Annotated in this window: 16 protein-coding genes; 12 read left to right on the plus strand and 4 right to left on the minus strand. The window is 53.1% G+C overall.

Annotated elements, in window-relative coordinates; genetic code table 11:
- The first annotated feature begins 93 nt into the window (after positions 1–93).
- Positions 94–477 (plus strand): hypothetical protein, encoded by a 384-nt coding sequence (locus NSP04_RS03460; protein WP_257510940.1) that lies wholly within the window; start codon positions 94–96, stop codon positions 475–477.
- Here the strand turns inward: NSP04_RS03460 and NSP04_RS03465 are convergent.
- On the minus strand, positions 474–815 hold the full coding sequence (locus NSP04_RS03465; protein WP_257511213.1) for a DMT family protein: 342 nt from the start codon (positions 813–815) through the stop codon (positions 474–476). The two genes, NSP04_RS03460 and NSP04_RS03465, sit on opposite strands and share 4 nt — an antisense overlap.
- A 135-nt stretch (positions 816–950) precedes the next feature.
- Here NSP04_RS03465 and NSP04_RS03470 point away from each other — a divergent pair, with 135 nt between their 5' ends.
- The 8 genes from NSP04_RS03470 to egtD all read left to right on the plus strand — a co-directional run bounded on the left by NSP04_RS03470 (position 951) and on the right by egtD (position 8,286).
- Positions 951–1,754: a DUF547 domain-containing protein gene (locus NSP04_RS03470; RefSeq protein ID WP_257510941.1), complete on the plus strand. Its 804-nt coding sequence runs from the start codon at positions 951–953 to the stop codon at positions 1,752–1,754.
- Between the two features lie 26 nt (positions 1,755–1,780).
- Positions 1,781–3,139, plus strand: coding sequence for an ATP-grasp domain-containing protein (locus NSP04_RS03475; RefSeq protein WP_257510942.1), 1,359 nt, complete (start codon positions 1,781–1,783; stop codon positions 3,137–3,139).
- A 26-nt stretch (positions 3,140–3,165) separates the two neighbouring features.
- Positions 3,166–3,765 carry a YHS domain-containing (seleno)protein gene (locus tag NSP04_RS03480; protein ID WP_257510943.1) on the plus strand — a complete coding sequence of 200 codons (600 nt, stop codon included), beginning with the start codon at positions 3,166–3,168 and terminating at the stop codon, positions 3,763–3,765.
- 98 nt (positions 3,766–3,863) lie between these two features.
- Positions 3,864–4,739 carry a putative selenate ABC transporter substrate-binding protein gene (locus tag NSP04_RS03485; protein ID WP_257510944.1) on the plus strand — a complete coding sequence of 292 codons (876 nt, stop codon included), beginning with the start codon at positions 3,864–3,866 and terminating at the stop codon, positions 4,737–4,739.
- 56 nt (positions 4,740–4,795) lie between these two features.
- Positions 4,796–5,638: a phosphonate ABC transporter ATP-binding protein gene (locus tag NSP04_RS03490; RefSeq protein ID WP_257510945.1), complete on the plus strand. Its 843-nt coding sequence runs from the start codon at positions 4,796–4,798 to the stop codon at positions 5,636–5,638.
- A complete protein-coding gene (locus tag NSP04_RS03495) occupies positions 5,635–6,483 on the plus strand; it encodes a PhnE/PtxC family ABC transporter permease (protein ID WP_257510946.1) in 849 nt (282 codons plus the stop codon). Before NSP04_RS03490 ends, NSP04_RS03495 begins: the two co-directional genes overlap by 4 nt.
- Positions 6,480–7,301 carry a phosphonate ABC transporter, permease protein PhnE gene (gene phnE / locus NSP04_RS03500; protein WP_371824990.1) on the plus strand — a complete coding sequence of 274 codons (822 nt, stop codon included), beginning with the start codon at positions 6,480–6,482 and terminating at the stop codon, positions 7,299–7,301. The genes NSP04_RS03495 and phnE overlap by 4 nt, the downstream gene beginning before the upstream one ends.
- 13 nt (positions 7,302–7,314) lie before the next feature.
- Entirely contained in the window at positions 7,315–8,286 is a 972-nt protein-coding gene (egtD, locus tag NSP04_RS03505) for an L-histidine N(alpha)-methyltransferase (RefSeq protein ID WP_257510947.1), read from the plus strand.
- A gap of 132 nt (positions 8,287–8,418) precedes the next feature.
- On the opposite strand, the gene NSP04_RS03510 is transcribed toward egtD, so the two are convergent.
- Positions 8,419–8,610, minus strand: coding sequence for a hypothetical protein (locus tag NSP04_RS03510; RefSeq protein ID WP_257510948.1), 192 nt, complete (start codon positions 8,608–8,610; stop codon positions 8,419–8,421).
- Between the two features lie 204 nt (positions 8,611–8,814).
- Entirely contained in the window at positions 8,815–10,008 is a 1,194-nt protein-coding gene (locus tag NSP04_RS03515) for a methyltransferase (protein WP_257510949.1), read from the minus strand.
- 117 nt (positions 10,009–10,125) lie between these two features.
- Here NSP04_RS03515 and senB point away from each other — a divergent pair, with 117 nt between their 5' ends.
- The 3 genes from senB to NSP04_RS03530 are packed head-to-tail and all read left to right on the plus strand — an operon-like array spanning position 10,126 to position 14,148.
- Positions 10,126–11,172, plus strand: coding sequence for a selenoneine biosynthesis selenosugar synthase SenB (gene senB / locus NSP04_RS03520; protein WP_257510950.1), 1,047 nt, complete (start codon positions 10,126–10,128; stop codon positions 11,170–11,172).
- Complete coding sequence (selD, locus tag NSP04_RS03525; protein ID WP_257510951.1) at positions 11,159–13,447, plus strand: selenide, water dikinase SelD; 2,289 nt, start codon at positions 11,159–11,161, stop codon at positions 13,445–13,447. The genes senB and selD overlap by 14 nt, the downstream gene beginning before the upstream one ends.
- Before the next feature lie 11 nt (positions 13,448–13,458).
- A complete protein-coding gene (locus NSP04_RS03530) occupies positions 13,459–14,148 on the plus strand; it encodes a TVP38/TMEM64 family protein (protein ID WP_257510952.1) in 690 nt (229 codons plus the stop codon).
- Positions 14,149–14,457: 309 nt separating this feature from the next.
- On the opposite strand, the gene NSP04_RS03535 is transcribed toward NSP04_RS03530, so the two are convergent.
- Entirely contained in the window at positions 14,458–14,829 is a 372-nt protein-coding gene (locus tag NSP04_RS03535) for an FKBP-type peptidyl-prolyl cis-trans isomerase (RefSeq protein ID WP_257510953.1), read from the minus strand.
- Positions 14,830–14,845 lie beyond the last annotated feature (16 nt).

Raw genomic sequence — 14,845 nt, forward strand, 5'->3', positions numbered from 1 at the left:
ACCCCATATAGAGGGATAGGATTTCGAACAATTTCCCACCCACAGACCATTTCTCGTAGCATTGAAAAGTTACCGCAACATTCCGACAAACGCATGAAACCAGTAATTTTCTGCCTCGAAGATTTTGAAATGCACCGATTTGTGCTTGAAACACACTTGACTCGCCTGCTGGCTGACCGTGTCGACGTTCGATATTTTCGTAGTTTGGCACAATTGAAGGCATCTGGAATGCCCTGCCAGCTATTGATTTCAGATTTGAATGTGTGTGATTCCAAAGCAGAAAACACCGCCCGCTTTCTGCTTGAATTTTGCGAGCACACGCCTGTGATCGTCCAGTCCTCAGAAATCGATCTTCCCTTGCAGCTGGAACAACAGGCGCCCGGTCGAATTCAGGCTGTTGAAAAGGGCGGACAGGGCCAGTTGTTTGCAACTGCCATCGAAAATTTCATGGCACAAATAGACCAGCGAGTTGCTTAGTCCCTGAAAATAAAATATGCAGCTCCGACCAAACACAGGCCAGCCCAAAGATAATCAAGCTTCAGCGGCTCTTTCATGTAGAACAGGGCGAAGGGCACAAAAACGGTCAGGGTAATTATTTCCTGCATCACTTTCAATTGCCCCACCGACAAGACCGTATAACCAATTCGGTTGGCCGGCACTTGAAACATGTATTCAAACAGCGCAATACCCCAACTCAGCAAGGCGGCGATCATCCACGGCTTCTGGCTCATGTCTTTAAGGTGGGCATACCATGCAAAAGTCATAAAAATATTGCTGATCAGTAACAAGACAATGGTGACCGGGACCGCAGGCATGGCAACTCCACTTGTAAAGATGAATTTGCGGTAGTGTAACCAAAGCACCACTTGATGCGAATAATGTTGTGCTGACGGAACCTGTGACATCGGTTCACGCTCCAAATACACTCTAAATTCAGGCCGATACAACCCATGAAGTTTTTGAAAAGCCTTTTGTTGATGTTGGCTCTCACTTTAAGCAACCACAGCATGGCCGCATCATTTGACCACGAGTACGCCTCCTGGAATAATTTGCTGGCCAAACACGTGACTTGGCTGCCAGGCAACAAGCAAACTGTGGTGAATTACGCTGGCTTTCAAAAAGACCGGGGAACACTGAAGCAAGTGTTGAACGAGTGGTCAGCAGTCAGCAAAACTGAATTCGATGCATTTAACAGAAGCCAGCAAATGGCGTTTCTGATCAATGCCTACAACGGCTTTACCGTTGAGCTGATTTTGACCAAATACCCCAACATCAAATCCATCAAAGAAATTGGCAGCCTGTTCAGCAGCCCATGGAAGCAGGAATTTTTTACCCTGCTGGGCCAAAAACGCCACCTGGACTGGATTGAACACGAGCAACTTCGCCCAAATTACAAAGAACCCCGAATTCATGCGGCTGTAAACTGCGCCAGCATTGGCTGCCCTGCCCTGCGCAATGAAGCCTTCACCGCAACCAAACTGAATGTGCAGCTCGACGACGGAATGCGTCGTTTCCTTAGTGACTCCAGTCGCAACCGGGTGAAAAACGGTGAACTGCAGGTCAGCCCGATTTTCAAGTGGTTTGCGGAAGACTTCGAGAAGGGGCATCAGGGGTTCAAAGAAGTGAAGGACGTATTTGCCAAATGGGCCAAAGACATGAGCAGCTCGCCTGAAATAGTCGATAAACTCGCATCCAAATCACTGCACATTGCGTATACAGATTATGACTGGTCGTTAAACGACGCCAAACGATAATTCGAACTTCAAACCGCCCAGCCCACATGCCGCACCCAAAAACACTGTTGTTGTTCAATTATGACTGGGATGAACTGGGTGCCGAGCGCTTGAAAGATCAATGGCCCAGCACCAGCTCGGGGTTTGATTTGTTCACCTTTCCCAGCAATGCGCGCCTGGCCTGGTTCGACACTGAACGATTTGTAGCCAAAGCAGCTGTGCTGGCAAAACTCGCGGGCGCCAAAGCGGTGGCGTCAAGCCACGAGCAATTCGGTGCACTGTGCGCAGCCATGCTGGCTGAGAAAATGGGCTGGCCCGGCACACCCGTGAAAGCCATTTTGGCCTGCCAGCACAAACTGTACGCACGCCAAGTGCTGGAACAGGTGGCGCCCGAGGCCAACCTGCCCTTCACACGCCTCGATGCGGCTTATGGCGGCCCGGTGCCCGGCAACATTGAATATCCCCAGTTTGTAAAACCGGTCAAGGCGGCGTTCTCGGTGCTTTCACGTTTGGTAAAAAACGAACATGAACTGCACGCCCATACGCGATTTGGCGCTTGGGAACTTTGGGTCATCAAGCACCTGGTTGAACCCTTTGAGCGGGTGGCCAAAAAGCGCCTGCCTGAAGCAGGTACAGCCCACAGCCTGATGCTTGAAGCGCCCATGCGCGGGCGGCAATACAACCTGGACGGTTATGTGTGGCAAGGCGATGTGCGGCCTTTGGGCGTGGTGGATGAAGTGATGTACCCGAACACCGACGCCTTCATGCGATTTGAATATCCCAGCAAATTAAATGCAAAGGTGCAATCCCGGGCGGCCGATGTGGCACGGCGGTTTCTGACCGCGGTCGGGTTTAGTCATGGTCTGTTCAATATGGAGTTTTTCCATGATGAAGCCACTGACAAAATTACTGTGATTGAATTTAACCCGCGCATGGCGTCGCAATTCTCAGATTTGTATTTGCGCGTAGATGGCATCGACCTGCATGAAGTTGCCTTTGCACTTGCACATGGCATCGACCCCGCCACCCTGGGCAAAGCCAAACCCAGTGCAGGTGCGGCGGCAAGTTTTGTTTACCGCTCATTCGACCCGAGCGGTGCGGTTGCATTTCCAAGTTTTGCCCAGAAGAACAGTTTTTGGGCTGAATTTCCTGAGGCCTTGCTGTTCGAATACCCCAAAGACGAAAAAGAACTTCGGCGCGATTTCAAATGGTTGCGTAGCTACCGTTACGGCATTATGCATTTGGGCGGAGAAAACACGCGCAACCTTCGGCAGCGCTGCGAGCAGGCCAGTGCCATGCTGGGGTGGACTGCACCTTATCTTGAGGATTCACGCGACATGAATATGGGCGAGCAAAAAGCGCCCGAGGAACTGTTTGCCGCCCAGCGGGTCAGTTCGTCGACTTGATTCAATATAGCTACAGGAGAAGTATTTTGAAATTTACGCGCACCCACAAACTTTTAATCGCAGGCAGTTTGGTAATTGGCCTGACTGGTTGCTCCGCAATGACAGCACAAAACCCGGCCAGCGAACTAAGCCCGGTGAATGCCGCTGAAGTGGCAGGCGACAGCCGTGTAATGTTGTTTGGTGCAGATGTGGTGGCCTACATTACGCAAGAGGCCTATGTGCAGGGTTCCCCCCAATTCAAAAGTACCTTCGAAGAAGTTGACTTCCACTTCGCCAACGCCGACAACAAAGCTTTGTTCGATTCGGAACCCACGAAGTACGTGCCCCAGTATGGTGGCTACTGCGCCAACGGCATCATGTTTGGTATTCCATGGGGCGGCAATGCAACCGACTTCCGCGTTGTGAACGGGAAAACCTATATTTTTGGCGGGCAAGTTTCGCAAGCCGCATTTGAACTTGAAATGGAAAAGAACATAGCACTGGCTGATGACTACTGGGCACAAGAAGTGAAAGGCAGTAACAGTTTTATTCAGCGGGCCAAGCGCTTGGTGGTTCGCGTGCCCCATTACAAGAGTGGCGAAGAGCAAGCTGCAGAAGTTCAGGCTGCCGGAAAAACCGGTAGTTAAATATCACCCGCACGACCATTTAATAGTTAAAACGTGAAATGTTTGTGCGATTATCAATATCCGGGTTATTTCCAATCGTTCTGTACAACGAGGTACTCATGAAACGTTCATCAATTTCCATTTCACGCCGACTCTTCTCTGTGGCAGCCATTGCGCTGGCAGCGGGGTTTTCCGCATCTGCACATGCCGAGCAGGTACTTAAGGTAACAACAATTCCTGAAGAAGCAGCCACCGAGCAAATTCGCAAGTTCGAACCGCTGGCCAATTACTTGTCCAAGGCTGTGGGCATGAAAGTTGAGTTCACTCCCGTTAGCGATTACCCAGCGGCGGTGGAAGCTTTGGTGAACAAAAAAGTAGATTTGGTGTGGTTTGGCGGCTTTACCCATGTTCAGGCGTCCTTGCGCTCGAACGGTAAGGTGATTCCAATTGCCCAGCGCGTGGAAGACACGAAGTTTCAGTCGGTATTTATCGCGAAAACCGATTCGGGCATCAAAAGCCTTCAAGATATGAAAGGCAAACAAATTTCCTTCGGCTCACAGAGCAGCACATCCGGTCACCTGATGCCACGAAGCTTCTTGCTTGAAGCTGGCCTCGAACCTGAAAAGTCATTCAAACGTATTGCCTATTCTGGCGCACACGATGCAACCATTGCCTCTGTGGTAAGCGGAAAAGTGGATGCGGCGGCACTGGACATCACCGTGTGGAAGAAGTTTGTGGGTGAGAACAAGGTCGACACAAAAGCAGTGAACGTGTTTTACACCACGCCACCCTATTACAACTACAACTGGACTGTGCACCAAGACATGCCAGCGGAGTTGCGCGCCAAGATTCAGAAAGCCCTGTTTGACCTGGACCCGGCAGTACCAGAGCATGCAGAAATTCTGCGCTTGAATCGCGCCACGCGTTACATCGACACCAAGCCCGAGAACTACAAAGGCCTGGAAAGCGCCGCACGCAGCGCTGGCTTGTTATAATTCAGAAAAGGGGCCCGACTCGCGGGCCCTGGCAGCAACATGGGGAAGGCAACGCAGTGAAGCTTCAAATTCAGGGCATCGATGCCTGCCACCCTTCTGCCGCTCCGGACAGCGCACCGGCAATCAAGAAAATGAGTCTGCACATCGACAGTGGTGAACAAGTCGCATTGATCGGCCCCTCGGGCGCAGGTAAAACTACACTTCTACAAGTGCTTTCCTGCACAATCAAACCGCAACATGGCTCTATTTCCCTGAATGATCAGAAGCCGTGGGCCTTGAGCAAACGCAAATTACAGAAACTGCGAGGCCAACTGATTGTTGCCCCCCAGGTACCTCCTTTGCCGCCACGGCAGCGAGTGATTACTTCCGTGTTGGCGGGTCGCTTGCCCGCAATGAACCTGATGCAAAGCATCAAATCACTTTTTTACCCCGTGGACATTCCAGCGGCACACAGCGCATTAAGCAAACTGGATTTGCCCGAGAAAATTTTTGAACGAGTCGACCGGCTTTCCGGCGGCGAACGCCAGCGCGTGGGTTTGGCACGCCTTTTTGTGTCACCTGCCAAGCTTTGGCTGGTGGATGAGCCCTTGTCGGCACTCGACCCAACCCGCGCCCGGCAGGCCATGTCGGCACTCACCGAAACAGCTCAGTCCAATGGTATTACCTTGGTGTGCACGCTGCACCAGGTTGACATGGCGCTGGCGTTCTTCACTCGAATTGTCGGCCTGCGCCACGGCGAAATTGAATTCGACTTGCCGACTGAACAAGTTACTCCCGCAATGTTGAAATCACTGTACTCGCAATACGAACATGAGCTTTTGGGCAATCAAGACCGAGAATTGATTGAAAAGCAATTCGAGCGCGCCGCCCCCATTGTGGTGGTGAACAATTGTCGATGAGCAGTTTGCCGGTGCACAACCCGCGCTTTGACGTACCCCTGCGCGACCCGGCCTGGCACCAACGCCTTTTCTGGATGGTGTTCGCCATTGTCATGGTGTGGCCACTTGCCGTGGCCACAGAGTTCCGCCCTGCCGTTTTATTCGAACCCGAAAACATGCGCATCAGCGCTGAATTCATCGGCAGCTTTTTCCCGCCAGTGCTTGAACCTGATCTGCTGTGGCGAATTGCAGACGCCACTTGGACCACTGTGGCCATAGCAACTGCGGGCATGGTGATGGCCTTGGTTATCGCATTTCCGCTGACCATTTTGTCCACCCGCGTGTTGTCTATTTCTGCCATTTCCGGTCGCATGCATGCCTTGCCCTTTGTGGTTCGGCAATTCATTCGCTGGACGCTGATTTTCCTGCGCAGCATTCCTGAACTGGTGTGGGCCTTGGTATTTGTGCGCGTGGTTGGCTTGGGGCCCACTGCCGGTGTGCTGGCCATTGCACTGACCTATGGCGGCATGCTGGGCAAGGTGTACGGCGAAATTCTTGAAAGCGGCGAAACCACCCCCACCGAAACCTTGCTGAGAAACGGCACTGGCCGCTTGCAGGCTTTTTTCTATGGTCTGTTGCCGCAAAACGTGATGGAACTGACCTCATACACGGTATACCGCTGGGAATGTGCAATTCGTTCTTCGGTGGTGCTGGGCTTTGTGGGTGCAGGTGGCCTGGGGCAGGAACTCGACAATTCCATGAAAATGTTCAATGGCGGTGAAGTGTCCACCATGCTGATTGTGTTCATTTTGTTGGTGGCACTGGCCGATGCGGTGAGCGCATTTTTCCGGAAGCGACTGGTATGAGCAACAACCTCGCTCACACCCAGTGCCCTACCAAAGCACCGCCAGTTATGAAAGCAGGAACGGCGATATTGTTGCTGGGCATGCTGGCATTGGTCTTTGCCAGCTTCCTGACCTTGGGCTTGAAGTGGGGCGACTTTCTTTCGCTGGAAGCATTCGCGTCGATGGGACGTTTTATTGCAGAATTCTTCCCGATGGAAACCGACCCGAAATTTCTGGTCAAGGTTGGCTGGGGCACCATTGAGACCCTGGCCATGTCGCTGATGGGCACTGCACTTGCAGCAGTTGCTGGTTTGGCTCTGGCCATTCCTGCCAGCAAACTGCACAGCAACGACAAAAGCTTATTGCGAACGCCCACGCGTTGGGTGCTGAATGCCCTGCGCTCCATTCCCGAACTGGTGTGGGCTGCATTGTTGTTGATTTCCGCTGGCCTGGGTCCATTTGCAGGAACGTTGGCACTGGCATTTCACACCACCGGAGTACTGGGCCGCCTGTTTGCCGAATCGATCGAAAATGCACCACCCGAACCAGCCGATGCCCTGCGCACCCAAGGTGTTGGTAACCTGAAAGTGTTTTACTTCACCACCCTGCCGCAGGTTATTCCACAGTTAATGAGCTACACGCTTTACCGCTGGGAAAATAACATTCGCGCTGCTGCCATTCTTGGGGTGGTTGGCGCGGGTGGGCTTGGTCAATTGCTTTCGTTTCACATGGGCCTGTTTCAAATGGGTAAAACTGCAACCATTCTTGCAGCCATGCTGCTGTTGGTGGCGATTGTCGACAGCATGAGCTACCACCTTCGCCGCAGAATGACCCGATGATTAATTAAGAACCATGAACCCGACACCACAATTCATTCAGATTTACCAAGCCCAAGCTGACCACATTCGTGAAGAATTGCTCAGCGGCTTGCGCGCCAGCAAAGCACACACCTCCCCCAAGTATCTATATGACGAACTGGGCTCCAAACTGTTTGAAGCCATCACCTGCATTCCTGAGTACTACCCCACCCGAACCGAAGCGCTAATTTTTAATATGCATGGCCACGACATGGCCAAGCAAATTCCCGCAAAGTCGGTGTTCATCGACCTGGGTGCAGGCAATTGTGACAAGGCGGCCAGCTTATTCAATGTGTTTCACCCAGCCCGCTATGTGGCTGTCGACATTTCCGTGGACTTTTTGAAAGGCTCACTGGAATGCCTGCAGCGCCAGTTTCCTGAACTTGAAATGAGCGGTGTGGGCATGGACTTTTCCAGCGAGCTAACCCTGCCCGCGGGCCTGGCCCTGAACCCGGCACAGTCCAAAGTGATGTTTTTCCCTGGGTCTAGTATTGGTAATTTCACACCTGAAGAAGCCCTGACATTCCTGAAACAAGTTCATGGCGAGTGTGCGTCGGCTGCGGGTGGCGGCCTGCTGATTGGTGTGGATCTGGTCAAAAACAAAGCAGTGCTTGAAGCCGCTTACGACGACGCGCTGGGCGTTACAGCAGCATTCAACCGCAATATGCTGCTGCACTTCAACACCTTGGCAGGCACGAATTTCCAATTGGAAGACTGGAAACACATTGGGCTTTACAATACTGAGCGAAGCCGGATTGAAATGCACCTTGAAGCATTGCGGGATGTAACTGTGGCTTGGGAAGGTGGTGAACGCCAATTCGTTGAAGGTGAAAGCATTCACACCGAGAATTCTTACAAGTGGACGTTGACCGGGTTCGAAGACATGCTGAAACGGGCGGGGTTTGTGGCGTGTATAGCGTACACAGACCCGGAACAGAAATTTGCGGTGTTTTGGGCGAAGGCTTGAAAGGCTCGCGGTTGCTTTTTTAGCCAACCCGTCGTGGATTGCTTACCGTAACTTGTCAACACGTCGTGGGTTGCCCATTCCGCACTGAAAACCGCTTCATCCCTTTTTGATGGTCACCCTTGCTCAAAGAATTCAGCAAAACAAATGGCTAAATTCTTTGTCGGCTTGTAGCCGAGCGCCGCGGCTGACATCAAACGGGGCGGTTTTCTTGAAGTGCGGAACAAGCAAACCCACTGCCGAGTTGTCTTGATAGCGGCGCTTTTGATCAATCACTGGCCAGTTTATGGCCGAATCGGCGACGATGTCCCAATGTCCCGCCTTCAAGAAAACCTGCCCGTTTGAATTCACACGCCACGTTCGACCGAGGGTCGACACCGAGACTCGGCCATGTTTTTTGCCGAGCTCGGTGAGTCAGTGTGAACTTCAAAAAGGGGAAATCAGGTTTTCAGGCGAGGCATTGGGACTCGCGCCATTTGGGCTCTTGACCAGTGCATTGGCAACGGGCACTGGTGTTTAGTTGGCAGCAAGTCAAGCCGCAGCAAGTCGCCACAAGCTGGTCACTTCCTTCGATCTTGCATCAAACAGCGCATCACTGGCATCAAAAGCCTTGCCGTGCTTGGGCTTGGTATCAATCCGCGCGAGCACTTTCAAACCAGCCAGTTCAATCCAGCCCAGCAATTCTTCACGCGTGCGCAGTTTCAGGTGTTCAGCCAAATCAGACAAGATTAACCAGCCCTCGCCGCCCGCATTCAAATGCGCAGCCAAGCCGACCAAATACGCTTTCAGCATGCCGCTGTTTTCATCGTAAATGGCGCGCTCGATCGGTGAAGTGGGCTTGCCCGGCAACCAAGGCGGATTACACACAATCAAATCGGCTTTGCTGTCAGGAAACAGGTCGGCTTGCACCACTTTCACCTGCTTGCCCATGCCCAGGTTTTGAATGTTGAATTCCGCACATTCCAGCGCGCGCGGGTCGTTGTCAGTCGCAACAATATTGCTTAACCAGCGGTGTGCCAGCACTGCTGCCAACACGCCGGTGCCGGTGCCCACATCGATTGCTGAGCCATTCACTTCACAGGCTTTGGGCATGGGGGCTTTTAATACCAAATCAACATACTCGCCACGCACTGGAGAAAACACGCCGTAATACGGATGAATGCGATTGGTGGGGGGGTCGCCAAGCGCGGGAATGTCCACACCTTTCTTGCGCCATTCATATGCACCCACCACGCCCATCATTTCGCGCAGCGAGGTCACAATCATCGGGCCATCAGCCTGTGGTTCACCCCATGCTTCGGTACAGGCTGCCAACACATCGGGGGCGCGGCGCAGTGGAATGCTGTAATCCGCATTGAATGGAATCAGGATTGAACCCAGAATGCGTGCGCGCTGGGCTTGGGCCTGGCGGTACAGGTGAAATTTTTGAGGGTATTCCACATCAGCCTTGCCCGCCTTGGCCACTTTGCTTTTCTTGTGTTCTGCGTTTTTGTCCACACGGCGAACCAAGGCTTGCATCAACTGGCGGGCGTTCTGAAAGTCGCTTTGCCACAAAAACACATTGCCCTCGCAGGCCAGGCGGTACGCCATGTCGGCGGTTAGCGTGTCGTCAGCCAGCATTACTTTGCCGGGCACCGCCAAATGCCGCTCCGATTGCCAGCGCGCAACAAAGGTTTCTTCGCCTTTGGACCATTGGATTACAGGGTTTTCATGGGCTGGGTGCATGCGGGTTCTCGCGGTGAATAGCGTGTCGGTTCGTGTAAACTTCTTCAGGGTCGCAGTGTACCACCTTGGGTGCTTGGCACTTCGAACCGCCCCCTGTCAATTTAAGTGGCTGTTGTCTTGATCAAACCATCCATCGTCATTGTTAGCCCGGCACTGGCCGATTCCAACAACGGAAATTGGCAAACCGCCCGCCGCTGGCACCAGTTTTTATGTGACCAATTCAATGTACGCATTGTGAAGCACTGGGAGGAATCAACCGCCACCGCCAATGACGCGGCCATGATTGCCCTGCATGCACTCCGTTCAGCCAAATCAATCGCCGCATGGGCACAAAGCCGTGGCACCGATGCGCAAGGAAGTCCTGGGCTGATTTTGGCCTTGACCGGCACCGACCTGTACCGCGACATTGAAAGCGATGAAACTGCACAAAAGTCGCTGGAACTGGCTCAGCACTTGATTGTGTTGCAAGAAAAAGGCGTTGAAAAACTCAGCGAAGCTTTGCAGACCAAAACCACGGTTATTTTTCAATCCACCACCACGCGCAAAACTTTGACCAAGGCCAAGCGCCGCTTGAAGGTGGTGATGGTAGGCCACCTGCGGGATGAAAAAATGCCGCAAACCCTGATGGAAGCTGCGGTGTTGTTACGTGGCTACGGTGATATTTTCATTGACCACATTGGTGGGCCTCTTGACCCTGAGCTGGCCCAGGCCGCCGAAGAAACCATGCAGGTGTGCCCCAACTACCGTTGGTTGGGCAACCAACCACATGGTGCCACCCGCACCCGCATTCAACGCGCCCACGTGCTGGTGCATGCCAGCAAAATGGAAGGTGGTGCGCATGTAATTATGGAAGCAGTGTGCAGCGGCACCCCAGTGGTGGCCAGTTACATAGATGGCAATATTGGCATGCTGGGCGCAGGCTACCCCGGTTACTTTCCTCTGGGCAATTCACACGCACTGGCCAATGTGCTTACACAATTGCAGGAAGACATTGTGAATCCGAAACCCCTGCCCCCGGGTAAGTCTAGTTTGTACACCAAGCTGAAAAATCAATGCGCCGAGCGGGCGAAATTATTTGCCCCCGAGAACGAACAAAATCACTTAATTCGACTCGTACAACGAGCCATTCAAAACAACAAAGAAGTAACCAATGCAAACATCTGACCAACCCATTCTTCGTGACATCGTGCTGGTAGGCGGCGGTCACAGCCATGTGGGGGTGCTTCGCATGTTTGGCATGAAGCCATGGCCGGGTGTGCGCTTAACGCTAATTTGCACCGACATTCACACCCCCTATTCCGGCATGCTGCCCGGCTACATTGCCGGCCACTACAGCTATGACGATGTTCACATCGACTTGGGTCGCCTGTGTGCATTTGCGGGTGCCCGGCTGTTCAAAGACGAAGTGGTGGGCATTGACCGTGCCAATCAAAAAGTAATTTGCAAGAACCGCCCCCCCGTGGCCTACGACGCGTTGTCTATCAACATTGGCAGCACACCGCAGGTACAACTGGTGCCAGGTGCATTGGAAAATGCAGTGCCTGTGAAACCGATTGCACGGTTCAATCAGCGCTGGGTCAGTTTGCTGGAACGTGTAAAAACCCATGCTGGCAAAACCACCATTGCGGTGGTGGGTGGCGGCGCAGGTGGCGTGGAACTGGCCTTGGCCATGCAGTTTCGCTTGCGCAATGAACTCAGCGCCATGGGTCGCAACCCGGATGAACTTGAATTCCATTTGTTCACAGCCGATGCCGATGTACTGCCCACCCACAACACTGGCGTGCGTGCGCGCTTCGAGAAAGTACTGGCTGAACGTGGCGTGGTGCTTCACCGCGATGCCGAAGTGGTGCAACTGAATGGGCATACCCTGCAAACCAAGCAGGGCGAGCACTTGCACGCCGATGAAATTATGTGGGTAACGCAGGCAGGCGGCGCAGCCTGGCTTGCGAACACCGACCTTGAACTGGACAGCCGTGGCTTCATCAATGTGGGCCCCACATTGCAAACCAGCCGAGACCCGAAAATTTTTGCAGCGGGCGACATTGCCAATTTAACCAGCACTCCGCTGGAAAAAGCAGGCGTGTTCGCCGTGCGCATGGGCAAGCCATTGACCAAAAACCTGCACCTGTTTGTTCAGGGTGCAGAACTGCTGGAATATCGCCCACAAAAAACCTGGCTGGCCTTGATCAGTACAGGCGACAAATACGCGGTGGCATCCAAGGGATCGCTTGGTTTTGCGGGTTCTTGGGTGTGGCAGTGGAAAGACTGGATTGACCGCCGCTTCATGGCGAAATTCAGTGAGTTTCCCGATATGGATCCGAATACCAAATCAGCTGCTGGCAACAGCACGCCGAATTTGGCATTGACGCAGGAAGAAAGCCTGCAAGCCATTTCTGCGATTGCCATGCGTTGTGGTGGCTGTGGTGCCAAAGTGGGCTCCACGGTTTTATCTCGCGCACTGGGTAACTTAGAGCCGGTTGACCGCGAAGATGTGTTGGTGGGCCTGCATGCACCCGATGATGCCGCGATTGTGAAAGTGCCACCCGGCAAGGCCATGGTGCACACCGTCGACTTTTTCCGGGCCTTCGTGGACGACCCTTATATTTTTGGCAAGGTTGCTGCCAACCACGCATTGGGCGATGTATTCGCGATGGGCGGTGAAGCGCAATCAGCCACCGCCGTAGTCACCGTGCCACCCGGGCTGGAATCAAAAGTTGAGGAGCTGCTATTTCAGATGATGAGTGGTGCGGTGGAAGTATTGAACGATGCCGGCTGCGCGCTGGTGGGCGGACACACCGGTGAAGGCCGCGAACTGGCGCTGGGTTTTGCCATCAACGGCCTGGTCGATGAAAACATGGACGGCGTGATGATCAAGGGCGGCATGCGCCCGGGCGACGCGATTGTTCTGACCAAACCAATTGGAACCGGAACACTATTTGCAGCCTTGCCTCAGTTGAAAACAAAGGGTCGCTGGATTGATGCTGCACTGGAATCGATGGTGAAAAGCAACCGAATCGGCGCACAATGCCTGCGCGAGTATGGCTCAAAAGCCTGTACAGATTTAACTGGTTTTGGCCTGCTTGGCCACCTGGTGGAAATGACACGGCCTTCTGAGGTGGATGCAGAGCTTGACTTAAGCGCCCTGCCCTTGCTTGATGGTGCGCTTGAAATGGTGAGTGCTGGCATTGTGAGCTCGCTTCAACCCGCCAACGTGCGTTTGCGCCGAGCCATTCGCAACCAGGCCGAGTATGTGAATGACCCACGTTACCCGTTGATTTTCGACCCGCAAACCGCAGGTGGTTTGTTGGCCACCGTGCCCGGCGACAAGGCTGACGCCTGTGTGGCCGCACTGAAGAAATTGGGCTATGAGCACACCGCAATCATTGGTCGCATACTGCCGCAAGGCGAAGCGATCGAACCAATAGTATTGAAAGGCTAAGGAAGCACCCCATGCCACAGGCTGTTCAACAACACTGGAAGAAAACTGCACTGCTGCTAGTCGCAGCCGTGTTGCTTTTGGTGTGGTTGAATGCAGACGTGTCGCTGCAAGACATGCTGGCCGCACAACGCGAGTTGGCCATGCACTTCATGGAATACCCCACGCTGGTCACCCTGATTTACTTTGGCGTGTTTGTATTACTTACAGCCCTCTGCCTGCCCGGCGCGGGTGTGTTGATGCTGGTGGGTGGCGGCTGCATGGGCTTTGGCTTGTGCATGGTGGTTTCTACAGCAGCTTCTGCGTTCGGCGCATTGCTCACCATGCTGTTCGCGCGGCACTTCTTTCGTGAATCTGTTGAAAAACGTTTTGCGGACAAGCTTCGCGACATCAACAAGGGCATTGAAAAAAATGAAGTGGCTTACCTGATCAGTCTTCGCTTGGCTCCCATTATTCCCTTCGTTGCATTCAATTTGCTCGCCGGCCTCACGCGCGTGAAGCCATGGACATTTTTGTGGACCAGCTTTGTCGGCATGCTGCCCGGCACAATGCTGTACGTGAATGCGGGCAATGAACTGGCCAAGGTGAATCGGCTAGAAGAGCTTATTTCACTTGAGGTTGTTGTTTCAATTGCAGCGTTGGCGTTGGTGCCGTTCTTGATCCAGTGGGGAACACGGCAATTTCAATTGCGCAAGGCCGCTTAGCTTAATCGGAGCGAGTTACAGCCCAATCGTCGCGTGTCCCAATCGCTGCCAATTGAGCGTGAACCGCTCTGGTGATTGATCAGCCAACTCGGCAGTGGGTTTGCCTGTTCCGAACTTCAAGAAAACCGCCCCGTTTGAATCCATTCGCAGCATTCGGCTTCAAGCCGACAACAAATTCGGCCATCTGTTTTGCCGAATTTGTTGAGCCAGAATTGATTCAAGAAGGGATCAAGCGGTTTTCAGTGAGGAATCAGGCAACCCCGACGAGTTGGCTATACAAACATGCAATCTCGCCCAGCTGGCGACAAATTATCGAATGTCAAACAACTCAACATCGAAAATCAAATCAGTGTTGCCCGGAATGGGGCCTGCACCACGCGCGCCATACGCCGTGTCCGAAGGACAAAACACGATTGCACGATCACCCACCACCATTTCGCACAACGCCTGTGTCCAGGCTGGAATTACGCGGTTCAGCGGAAAAGAAATTTTTTCGTTGCGCTTGATTGAACTGTCAAACACCTTGCCATCCAGAAAGGTGCCTTCGTAGTGCACTTCCACGATTGAATTGGGTGTTGGCTTTTGAGTGCCGTTGCCGCGCTTTTTAAAAGTCAGCTTCACGCCAGAAGGCAATACAAGTTCATCGCCAGCGGCGGCATTGTTTTCAGTTGAATTGGTCACAGCTTTTACCCCAGGT

The organism is Limnobacter parvus (assembly GCF_024623725.1).
Lineage (GTDB): Bacteria > Pseudomonadota > Gammaproteobacteria > Burkholderiales > Burkholderiaceae_B > Limnobacter > Limnobacter parvus.

Coding starts and splice junctions, on each gene's coding strand:
- NSP04_RS03460 (WP_257510940.1), top strand. CDS start 94: ATGAAACCAGTAATTTTCTGCCTCGAAGATTTTGAAATGCACCGATTT.
- NSP04_RS03465 (WP_257511213.1), bottom strand. CDS start 815: ATGCCTGCGGTCCCGGTCACCATTGTCTTGTTACTGATCAGCAATATT.
- NSP04_RS03470 (WP_257510941.1), top strand. CDS start 951: ATGAAGTTTTTGAAAAGCCTTTTGTTGATGTTGGCTCTCACTTTAAGC.
- NSP04_RS03475 (WP_257510942.1), top strand. CDS start 1,781: ATGCCGCACCCAAAAACACTGTTGTTGTTCAATTATGACTGGGATGAA.
- NSP04_RS03485 (WP_257510944.1), top strand. CDS start 3,864: ATGAAACGTTCATCAATTTCCATTTCACGCCGACTCTTCTCTGTGGCA.
- NSP04_RS03495 (WP_257510946.1), top strand. CDS start 5,635: ATGAGCAGTTTGCCGGTGCACAACCCGCGCTTTGACGTACCCCTGCGC.
- phnE (WP_371824990.1), top strand. CDS start 6,480: ATGAGCAACAACCTCGCTCACACCCAGTGCCCTACCAAAGCACCGCCA.
- egtD (WP_257510947.1), top strand. CDS start 7,315: ATGAACCCGACACCACAATTCATTCAGATTTACCAAGCCCAAGCTGAC.
- NSP04_RS03515 (WP_257510949.1), bottom strand. CDS start 10,008: ATGCACCCAGCCCATGAAAACCCTGTAATCCAATGGTCCAAAGGCGAA.
- selD (WP_257510951.1), top strand. CDS start 11,159: ATGCAAACATCTGACCAACCCATTCTTCGTGACATCGTGCTGGTAGGC.
- NSP04_RS03530 (WP_257510952.1), top strand. CDS start 13,459: ATGCCACAGGCTGTTCAACAACACTGGAAGAAAACTGCACTGCTGCTA.